The sequence below is a fragment of the Pseudomonas sp. Root329 genome, assembly GCF_001424925.1.
Taxonomy (GTDB): domain Bacteria; phylum Pseudomonadota; class Gammaproteobacteria; order Pseudomonadales; family Pseudomonadaceae; genus Aquipseudomonas; species Aquipseudomonas arabinosi.
Map to the genome: position 1 here is coordinate 25,012 of NZ_LMCV01000035.1, position 9,715 is coordinate 34,726.

Sequence of the window (9,715 nt, forward strand, 5' to 3'; positions counted from 1 at the left end):
GGCGCCCATCGCCTTAGTCCCATCGGACGATGACCGTTCAGGGCACGCGGCGAACAATCCCGAGACCGACTGCACCGGGCGAAGATCTGGCGGCGGCGGTTTTTGCCTGATGGGCGCTGAGCAAGGGTGATCGCATGAAAGCTGCCGGGATCAAATGGGATGAGTGCTGCGATGTGCTGGTGATTGGCTCCGGAGCGGGGGGAATGACTGCGGCGCTGCGTGCCCACGATCTGGGCCTCAATGCGCTATTGATCGAGAAGAGCGCCGAATACGGCGGCACCTCGGCGGTGTCTGGCGGCGGCATCTGGATACCTGACAACCACCGGATCAAAGCCCTGGGTGGCAGTGATTCGGCGGAAGAAGCGATCGCCTATATCCGTGCGGTGACCCATGGCGAGATCGATGACGGGCGCATCGAAGCCTATGTCGAACACGGCCGCGAGATGGTCGAATACCTTGAACAACAGACCCGCGTGCGCTTCGAGGCGCAACCCGCTTATGCCGATTACTACCCGGAAGTCGAAGGCGGAAAGCCGGGCTACCGCTCCATGGATCCGCAACCGTTTGACGCTGCCGAATTGGGTGAAGAGTTTCTGCGCATGCGTGCGCCATCCCCCGGAACACTGATGATGGGACGCATGGCAATGACCATGAAAGAGGCGCAGGTGCTGTTGTGCCGTCGCCCTGGCTGGTTGCGATTGACGCTGCGGGTGATGTGGCGTTACTGGCGTGACCGCGAGGGGCGGCGGTTGTCACGCCGCGACCGCTTCCTGACCCTTGGCAATGCCTTGATCGGCGCCTTGCGCTGTTCGTTGCAGGACCGCGGCAAGTCACTTTGGCTGAACTGTGCACTGGAAGAACTGCTGCTCGTGGGTGATCGGGTTGGCGGCGCTCGCGTCTGTCGCGACGGGCAGTTACTCAACGTCAAGGCACGCTACGGCGTGATCATCGCGGCCGGTGGTTTCGAGCGTAATCAGGCGATGCGTACGCAGTATCTGCCACAGCCGACCCAGGCCAACTGGAGTGCCACACCGCCGCACAATACCGGTGACGGCATTCGTGCCGGTCAGGCAATCGGTGCTCGCACCGCGCTGATGGACCACAGTTGGTGGGCGCCGACCACCCATGTCCAGGGCGAAGAAAAACAGCGTGCACTGTTCGTCGAGCGGACCTTGCCGGGCTGCGTGCTGGTCAACTCTGCCGGCGAGCGCTTCGTCAACGAAGCCGCGCCCTATACCGATATCGTTTACGCGATGTACGCCAACAATCGCGAAGGCGCGGTGAGTGTGCCGTGCTGGATGGTGTTCGACGCCGAATTCCGCCGCAAGTACCCCTGCGGCGCGTTACTGCCAGGCTACGCGCAGCCCGATTGGCAGCTACCCGAGCATCTGCGCGAGTACTTTTACAAGGCTGCGAGTTTGCAGGCGCTGGCAGACAAAATCGGCGTCGACGGTGCCGGTCTGGTCCGCACGGTGCAACGTTTCAACCGCATGGCCGTGCAGGGTGTCGACGCAGATTTCCATAAAGGTCAATCGCTGTTCGATCGCTACTACGGTGACCCGAATGTGCAGCCCAATCCTTGCCTGGCGCCGTTGCTCAAAGGTCCGTTCTACGCCGTGCGCATTGATGCCGGGGATATCGGAACCAAGGGTGGTTTGCTGACCGATGTTCACGCCCGCGTATTGCATGAGGACGGGCAACCCATCAACGGTTTGTATGCCATCGGCAACAGCGCCGCTTCGATGATGGGGCGCACGTACCCGGGCGCCGGTTCGACCATCGGCCCGGCAATGACCTTCGGTTACGTGGCGGCCAATCACATCAAGTGTCAGAGCGAGACCAGCTCGGCCAAAAGCCTGTTCAGGAGCGTCGAATGAATCAGCCACTTAAACAAGTCGCGGTGGTGACCGGCGCCAGTCGCGGGGTCGGTCAGGGCATCGCCCTGGCCCTTGGCGCAGCGGGCATGACGGTGTTTGTCACCGGACGATCTCCAGAAACGGGAGGATCGAACTTATACGGTCATGCGTTGCGCGGCTCGCTGGAGGACACGGCTGCCGCGATTACTGCGGCGGGTGGGCGGGGGATCGCGGTGGTCTGCGATCATGCCGATGATGCGCAAGTCCAGGCACTGTTCGCTCGGGTTGAAAAGGAATGCGGGCAACTGGATTTGCTGGTGAACAATGCTGCGTTCATTCATGACCAGTTGATCGAGCCGGGACCTTTCTGGGAGAAACCGCTGGACCTGGTGCGGATCCTCGACGTCGGTCTGCGTTCGGCTTATATCGCCAGTTATCACGCCGCGCCGTTGTTGCTGCGCAGCGGTCGAGGGCTGATCTGTTTCACCTCGTCATTCGGTGCCGGGTGTTACATGCATGGCCCCGCGTACGGTGCGCAAAAGGCGGGTTGCGACAAACTGGCGGCTGACATGGCCATCGACTTCGAGGGGCGGGGCGTGGCGGCGTTATCGCTATGGCTCGGCCCGCAACTGACCGAACGCACCCGGATAGCCGGCGAGCAACATGGCGAGCAATACAAGGCCTTTCTGGCGGATGCCGAAACCCCGCAATTCAATGGCCGGGTGATTCACGCTCTGCTCAATGACCCGCAGTTGATGACGTTCTCCGGGCAGACATTAATCACCGCCGAAATCGCCGCCGGTTACGGCATCAGCGAAGCTGGCGGCCGTCAGCCACCTTCCCACCGCGCCATGCTCGGCGACCCGCGCCAGCAGCATCCGGCACGGGTGGTCTGACGATCTCAAATACTGCTTTATCCCTGTAGCAGCTGGCGCAGCCTGCGTTCGGCTGCGCAGCAGTCGTCAATCCAGCTCATGCGGTTAACCTGTCCAACCGTGGTGGCTGATTTTACGACTGCTGCGCAGCCGAACGCAGGCTGCGCCAGCTGCTACAGGTTTGGGGATTTATTCAGTATCCATCTCAGCCCACTCACGCAACACATTCTTGGTCACTTTGCCCGCTGCGTTGAGCGGCATGCTCTCAAGCACCCGCACCCGGCGCGGCACTTTGTAGTTGGCCATCTGCTCGCGGCACCAGGCGAGGAATCGGGCCTGCTCGATTTCTATGCCCGGAGCCGGCAGCAAGAAGGCCATTGCCACTTCACCAAGACGTTCATCGGGGATGCCGATCACCGCGACCTGGGCCACGCCAGGGTAGGTCAATAAACAGTGTTCGATTTCCGCCGGGTACACGTTGAAACCTCCAGTGATGAACATGTCCTTGAGGCGGTCGGTGATGCGCAGGTAACCCTGTTCGTCGAGCACGCCGATGTCCCCGGTGTGCAGCCAGCCGTCGGCATCGAGGACTTCCCGGCTGGCCTGCAGATCATTGAAATAACCCTGCATCAGGTTGTAGCCGCGCACCTGAACCTCGCCGGGAACGTTGGCCGGCTGGCTGCGACCGGTGCTGCCAACGCAGCGGATTTCCACGCCAGGCATGGCCCGGCCGCTGGTGTTGGCGACCAATTCCGGCGAATCACCAGGACGGCAGATCGTCGCAAAACCGCAGACTTCAGTAAGACCATAAGCGGTGACGATGGTGGCAAACCCCAGTTCGTCGCGCATGCGCCGTATCATCTCCACCGGAATCGCCGCGGCCCCCGTCACCGCTACCCGCAATGACGTCAGGTCAAATTCGCTGCGTTGCGGATGTGCGAGCAATGACTGATAGAGGGTCGGCGGGCCGGGCAGCACGGTGATCCGTTCGCGCTCGACGCATTCAAGCACCGCCTGCACATCGAACACCTGTTGCGGCACGATGGTGCAGCCGCGCATCAGCGCCGCCAGCCAACCGGCCTTGTAACCGAAGGAATGGAAGAACGGATTGACGATCAGGTAGCGATCGCCCTCACGCAAACCCACCACCTCGCTCCAGTCGCGTATCACCCGCAGGTTTTGTCTGTGGTTGGTCATCACGCCTTTGGGCTTGCCGGTGGTACCCGAGGTGAACAGCAGGTCGGACAGCGCTTGCGGGCCAAAGCTTTGTTCGCGGGTTCGCAGGGACAATTGCGAAACGTCTGCGCCCAGGTCGAGGAAGTCATCCCAGCTCAGGGTGCCCGACCCACCGCTACGCAAGGTGACGATCTGGCGCAGCGCCGGCAGATCTTCAGACGCCAGCATGCGCGGGTAATCGGCACCCAGAAATTCACCGATGGCAAACAGCATGCAGGCACCGCTTTCGCGAAGGATGTAACCCGCCTCGCTGCCCTTCATGCGGGTGTTGAGTGGCACCAGTGCTGCGCCGACACTTTGTAGCGCACCGGCGGCCACGATCCATTCCCACATATTAGGCGCCCAGATCGCCACCCGATCCCCGGCTTGAACGTCCATTGCCAGCAGCGCGCGGGCGGCTTGGCGGCGCAGTTGGTCGAGTTCTCGGTAGCTGATCGAGCGCCCGTCATCCTCGATGGCCGGGCGGTCGCCGTAGGCCTGGGCAGCGTTGGCGAACAGTTGGGCGATGGTCAGTGCGTTTGCGACAGGCGGCATGGGGCCTCCTCGGCTAGAGGACAAGTGCGAAAAGGGGAGAGGCCGGGCAGGGTGCCCGGCCGGATAGACGTTACGCGGCGGGCGGGGCGAAGCGGCGACCGGCGGAGAAACCACCGTCCACGGCGATCATCTGGCCGCTGACAAAGGACGCCTCGTCCGAGGCCAGGAACAACGCGACGCTGGCCACTTCTTCCGGTTGCCCGGAGCGATTGAGCATGTGCTGCGAGGCGAAGAAGGCGTGGAAGGCTTCCTGCTCGCGGACCATGCTGGTCATCGGCGTTTCGATCAGGCCGGGACACAAGCCGTTGACGCGGATATTGGCGTAGCCGTAATCAATGGCCATCGAGCGGGTCAGCTGGTTGATGCCGCCCTTGGAGACGTTGTAAGCAACGTTGCCGTCGCAGCCTTGCAGGCCGAAGATCGAGCCGACATTGATGATCGAACCGCTGCGTTGCGACACCATCGATTCCAGCGTGTATTTGCTGGTGAGCATGCTGCCCGTCAGGTTGATGTCCATCACCCGTTGCCAGTTGGCGGTGGTGGTCTGGGTCACGCTGCCCTGATCGGCAACGCCGGCCGCGTTGACCAGCACGTCGATGCGCCCGAAGTGGCCGATGACTTCTTGCATGACCTGCTGGACCTGCGCTTCATCGCGCACATCGAGGGTCATGAACAGGCCAGGGAAATCCGCCGGTGCGGTGCCGATGTCCAGCCCGACCACTTGCGCGCCTTCAGCGGCGAAGCGGCGCACACAGGCCAGACCGATCCCTGAAGCGCCGCCGGTAACCACCGCGACCTTGTTCTGCAAACGAGCCATAACTGCACCTCTTTTATTGTTGTGGGCTAATGCTGTGGCCGAGTCTAACCGCAGACCCGGCCAAGGTGATCGTCCGTTGAGACTATGGCTGACGGACGTTCAGTCCGGGAATTTCAACCGTACCCGGGCACCGGTTGGACGGCTCTGGCAGGCCAGCGTCCAGCCTTCGGCCAACTCTTTGGGACTGAGCACATCGTTGCGTGCCAGCTGGATCTCACCTTCCTGGACGACGCACATGCAGGCCCCGCAAAAACCTTCTTCGCAAGAAGAGGGCACGTCCAGGCCTGCCGCTTTGCAACTCTGCAGCAGGGTGTCGCCGGGGCGGCAGGTAATTTCGTGTTGCTGACCATCGAGCTCGACAATCAACGCCTCGCACAGTGATCCGAGGGCCGCGGCCCGAGCCAGGGTTGCTTCAGCAAGTAGTTCGTCGGGATCCGGAGGCGAGACAAAGCGCTCGACATGGATGCGTTCGGCGGCTTCGCCCAGTCCCAGCAGCGTGCGCTCCACGGTGTCCATGAACGGCCCCGGTCCGCAGATGAAGTAGTCACCGCCAGCCGAACCGCGCAGCAGATGACGCACCTGGGCGTCGGTCAGGAAACCCTGAACCGAGTCGAGAACGTGCACCACGTGCAGTTGATCAGGATGCGCCTTGATCAACTGACGCAGCTCATCCTTGAAAATCACCGAGGCTTCATCGCGGTTGGCGTAGACCAACTTGATCGGCCGCCGGCTGCTGTGCAGCACTGATTTCAGGATCGAAAACACCGGGGTGATGCCCGATCCTCCGCCGAACAGCACCAGCGGTCTGTCAACCGATTGCTCCTCGTTCAGACAGAAATGCCCGGCTGGCGGCAACACCTCCAGCCAGTCACCGACCTGTACCTCGTTCATCCAGTTCGACACCCGGCCGCCCTCGACCCGTTTGACCGTGACCTTGGGCAGCGCATCCGACAGCGGCGAGCTGGCCATGGAGTAACAGCGGGTCAACAGCTTGCCGGCGCAAGGCACGCGAAAACTCAGGAACTGGCCCGGTTTGTAACGAAAGCGCTCACGCAAGGTTGGCGGTATATCCAGCACCAGCGAGCGCGCATCAAAGGTCTCGTCGATCACCGCGCACACTTGCAATGAGTAGCTTCCCGTCGCTGATTCGGCCGGTGTCAGGTTCTGCTGTTGCGTGCCCATGTTCACCTCGGCCTCAGAGCCCGCTGATCAATTGGGCGTTGTCGACGCGGATCTCGGCACCGTTGACGAAACGTGACTCGTCAGTGGCGAGGAACAGCACCACATTGGCAATGTCCCGGGGCGCGCACATGCGGTTCATCGGGTCTTGGTCGAGGGCTTCCTGAGGGATCGGCTGGCCGCCGGTCAAGGCCTGGGTCATCGGCGTGTTGACGCCATCCGGGTGCACACTGTTGCAGCGAATGCGGTAGCCCTGTTGCTTGCAGTGCAAGGCAATCGAGCGAGTCATTGCCGCCACCGCGCCTTTGGACGCCGAGTAGGCACAGAACATCGGCATCGCGCCCAGCGCCGCCACCGACGACATATTGATGATCGAGCCGCCGCCGGTTTCCTTCATGGCCTGGATCGCGTATTTGCAGCCGAGAAAGTAACCGTCTCCATTGATTTTCTGCACCTTCTGCCACAGTTCCAGTGTGGTGTCTTCGATGCTGCCCAAGGCCAGAATCGCAGCGTTGTTCACCAGCACGTCGAGGCGCCCGAAGTGTTCCAGGGTGGTTTTGATCACTTGTTGCCAGTCGCTTTCGCTGGCGATGTCATGGCGAATGAACAGCGCATTGCTGCCGATTTCTGCGGCGACCTGGCGACCGGCTTCTTCGTTGAGATCGGTCAGCACCACTTTGGCACCTTCACGGGCCAGCAGCAGGGCGTCTTCGCGACCGATGCCGCTGGCGGCGCCGGTGATGATGCAGACTTTGCCTTCTACACGTTGCATTGTTGTTCTCCTGAGCGTGTGGTTTGAAGTGCGACTTGATCGGCCAGATGGGCAGCGGCCCGGCGACCGGAATAGATGCAATCGGCCAGCGACAGGCCGGAGACATAAAGGTTGGAAGCGACCCCGACTGCATTGCGGCCGGCGCTGTACAGACCACGTATCGGCTGACCGGCGTGGTCCAGCACCTGGCCGCTGTGCTCGCAGACTTTCAGCCCGCCAAGGGTGATGACCGGGCAGGGAAACAGGCGGCTGGCGAAGGACAGATCGAGGGCGTACCACGGCCCCTGGTCCATGTCGGCGAGCATCGCTTGGGACTTGCCGAACGTATCAACGACTTCGCCCCGCGCGGCGCGGCTATAGGTTTCCACGCTCTGTCGCAGGGCCTCGACGGGCAATCCGCAACGCTCGGCCAGCTTCGTCAAGCTGTTGCTGCGCCGGGCGTTGAACAGCAAATTGAGCAGCACCGGCAGGCGTTGGAATTGCCAGACCTTGCCCGGCCCGACCTGACGCAATGCCTCGCGCACCAGCGCCCGGTTGAGAATCAGAATCGCGCGGCCGTCCTGCTCTTCGACCATCGCGTGGCCGAGGGTCGCACCGTAGATTTCTTCGTTGGCGTAACGCTGACCCCGAGCGTTGACGATCAGCCCTCGGGCCCAGGCCAGCGGTGGATTGATAAAGCGCCAGGCGCTGACCTTGTCCATCCGCGCCACGCTGCCACCGGCACTCTGGCCCAGGGCGATTCCGCTGCCGTTACAGCCAGTGGTCCCCAGCGGCAAACCGGCCAGATACTGCGGCGCATGCTGGCGGACCCAGCCGCGATTGAAGATAAAACCGCCGCTGCTCAGCAACACACCCTGTTCGGCGCGAATCAGCTGGCGTTCGGCACTGGTTTGTTCGATGCGTCGCAAGCGAGCGCGCAAACGGTCGGCCAATGCCGGGGCGTACATGTGGATGGCGCTGGCCCAACGTGACAGCCGGGCATGTTGACGGGCTGCGTGGCTACCAGGCGGCAGGTGCCAGGCTTCGACCCCCAACACGTGATCGTTGGTGTCGAGCACCAGCCGGCGCACTTCGCACTGGCTGCGCAGGCGCGCACCGTGACGCAAGGCGCTGGCCTTGAGCGGGGCGAACAGGCTGGCGCCGGACATGCCGGGGCCTTTGGTGCGGTGACCGCGAGGTGCCGGTTTGGCAATGGCGGCATAGGCCGGTACGGCTTCGTTGCCGGAGTAATAGAGGTAGTACTGATCGCTTGGGTACGAGGTTTTGTGCGGAGGTACGCTGGATTCGAACGCGACACCCTGACGCTCAAGCCACGCCAGTTGCTCGGCACTGCCTTCGCAGAAACTACGCAGCGTCTGGCTGCTGACAGCCTCGCCGACTTCCCGGCGCAGGTAGTTGAACATCGCTTCGCTGCTGTCTTCATAGCCAGCCTGGCGCTGATACGGCGTGCCGCCACCGGCATACACCACTCCGCCACTGAGCGCGGTGGCGCCGCCACCTTCAAAGCGGTCCAGTGCCAGCACCGCCAATCCGCGACTGGCCGCTTCGATGGCGGCACAGGCGCCGGCGCCGCCGAAACCGACCACCAGCAAGTCGCAGCGATCATCCCATTGCAGCTGGTCGGCGCTGCTCACTCGCAATGCCGTCAACCCTTGTATGCCGTCCATATTCACGCCTCAGCCCGCGACAGCGAAGGCGGCTGAGGGTTTTGCGGTGGTGGTGTAGGTGCCGTCGAGGTAGACCAGGGGGGTGATCGCTTCGCTGGTGTGGATTTGCAGGATGCGCCCGATGAAGACGGTGTGGGTGCCGTAGCTGAAGTGGCCGTCTTGCCGGCAGAGGATTGCCGATTGGGCGTCTCCCAGGTAGGGAATGCCGCCGGCACTGGTCAGCCAGTTGCCTCGGTCGAATCGTGCTTCGCCTTTGATTGCGCCGCTGCACAGGTGGGCGAGGTCTTGTTGTTCGACGCCGAGGATGTTGACGCAGAAGTCTGCGCCGGTCGCCAGTGCGGCATGGGGGGAGGCGGTTTTGTTGATGCAGATGAGTAGTGATGGGGGTTCGGTGCTGAGGGAGTCGACTGCCGTGGCGGCCATGGCGAAGCGCTCGGAGCCGTTACTGGTGCTGATTATGGTGACTGACTTGGCCAGGCGGCGCATGGCCTGGAGCATGTCGGCTTTCAAATTGATGTCGTTCATCGCACTAGCCCTTTCGTTGTGCATGGAGTGCGATGGATTCTTGCTCTGACGCCCCTCTGTAACATCGTCCGAGGGGACTAGGCCTTGGCGGCCTCTGGGCCGACCAGGCTCTTGTTGGTTGTGTACATATCCATTTCTTCGGTGATGGCGGCTGACGGTTTCGCCCTTACGGCGACTCACTTTTTTTTCAAACCGGTACGTGTCAAGGTACCTGTCGCCTTGCTCCTACAGTTGTTAGCCCGTTGCGCCCCTAA

Annotated in this window: 8 protein-coding genes; 2 read left to right on the forward strand and 6 right to left on the reverse strand. The window is 62.3% G+C overall.

Features of this window, described 5'->3' with window-relative positions; all coding sequences use genetic code 11:
* Window positions 1–134: 134 nt before the first annotated feature.
* The gene (locus ASC74_RS24460; protein WP_056744745.1) at window positions 135–1,877 is read left to right on the forward strand and encodes an FAD-dependent oxidoreductase; all 1,743 of its coding nucleotides are present in this window, start codon (window positions 135–137) and stop codon (window positions 1,875–1,877) included.
* Window positions 1,874–2,752: an SDR family NAD(P)-dependent oxidoreductase gene (locus ASC74_RS24465; protein ID WP_056744747.1), complete on the forward strand. Its 879-nt coding sequence runs from the start codon at window positions 1,874–1,876 to the stop codon at window positions 2,750–2,752. The genes ASC74_RS24460 and ASC74_RS24465 overlap by 4 nt, the downstream gene beginning before the upstream one ends.
* Before the next feature lie 168 nt (window positions 2,753–2,920).
* On the opposite strand, the gene ASC74_RS24470 is transcribed toward ASC74_RS24465, so the two are convergent.
* The 6 genes from ASC74_RS24470 to ASC74_RS24495 all read right to left on the reverse strand — a co-directional run bounded on the left by ASC74_RS24470 (window position 2,921) and on the right by ASC74_RS24495 (window position 9,461).
* Complete coding sequence (locus ASC74_RS24470; protein ID WP_056744749.1) at window positions 2,921–4,501, reverse strand: FadD3 family acyl-CoA ligase; 1,581 nt, start codon at window positions 4,499–4,501, stop codon at window positions 2,921–2,923.
* A gap of 70 nt (window positions 4,502–4,571) precedes the next feature.
* Window positions 4,572–5,318: an SDR family NAD(P)-dependent oxidoreductase gene (locus tag ASC74_RS24475; protein ID WP_056744750.1), complete on the reverse strand. Its 747-nt coding sequence runs from the start codon at window positions 5,316–5,318 to the stop codon at window positions 4,572–4,574.
* A gap of 99 nt (window positions 5,319–5,417) precedes the next feature.
* On the reverse strand, window positions 5,418–6,500 hold the full coding sequence (locus ASC74_RS24480) for a ferredoxin--NADP reductase (RefSeq protein ID WP_056744752.1): 1,083 nt from the start codon (window positions 6,498–6,500) through the stop codon (window positions 5,418–5,420).
* A gap of 13 nt (window positions 6,501–6,513) precedes the next feature.
* A complete protein-coding gene (locus ASC74_RS24485) occupies window positions 6,514–7,269 on the reverse strand; it encodes a glucose 1-dehydrogenase (RefSeq protein WP_046049827.1) in 756 nt (251 codons plus the stop codon).
* Window positions 7,257–8,936 (reverse strand): FAD-binding protein, encoded by a 1,680-nt coding sequence (locus ASC74_RS24490; protein WP_056744754.1) that lies wholly within the window; start codon window positions 8,934–8,936, stop codon window positions 7,257–7,259. The genes ASC74_RS24485 and ASC74_RS24490 overlap by 13 nt, the downstream gene beginning before the upstream one ends.
* Window positions 8,937–8,945: 9 nt before the next feature.
* Window positions 8,946–9,461: a flavin reductase family protein gene (locus ASC74_RS24495; RefSeq protein ID WP_056744756.1), complete on the reverse strand. Its 516-nt coding sequence runs from the start codon at window positions 9,459–9,461 to the stop codon at window positions 8,946–8,948.
* Between the last annotated feature and the right edge of the window lie 254 nt (window positions 9,462–9,715).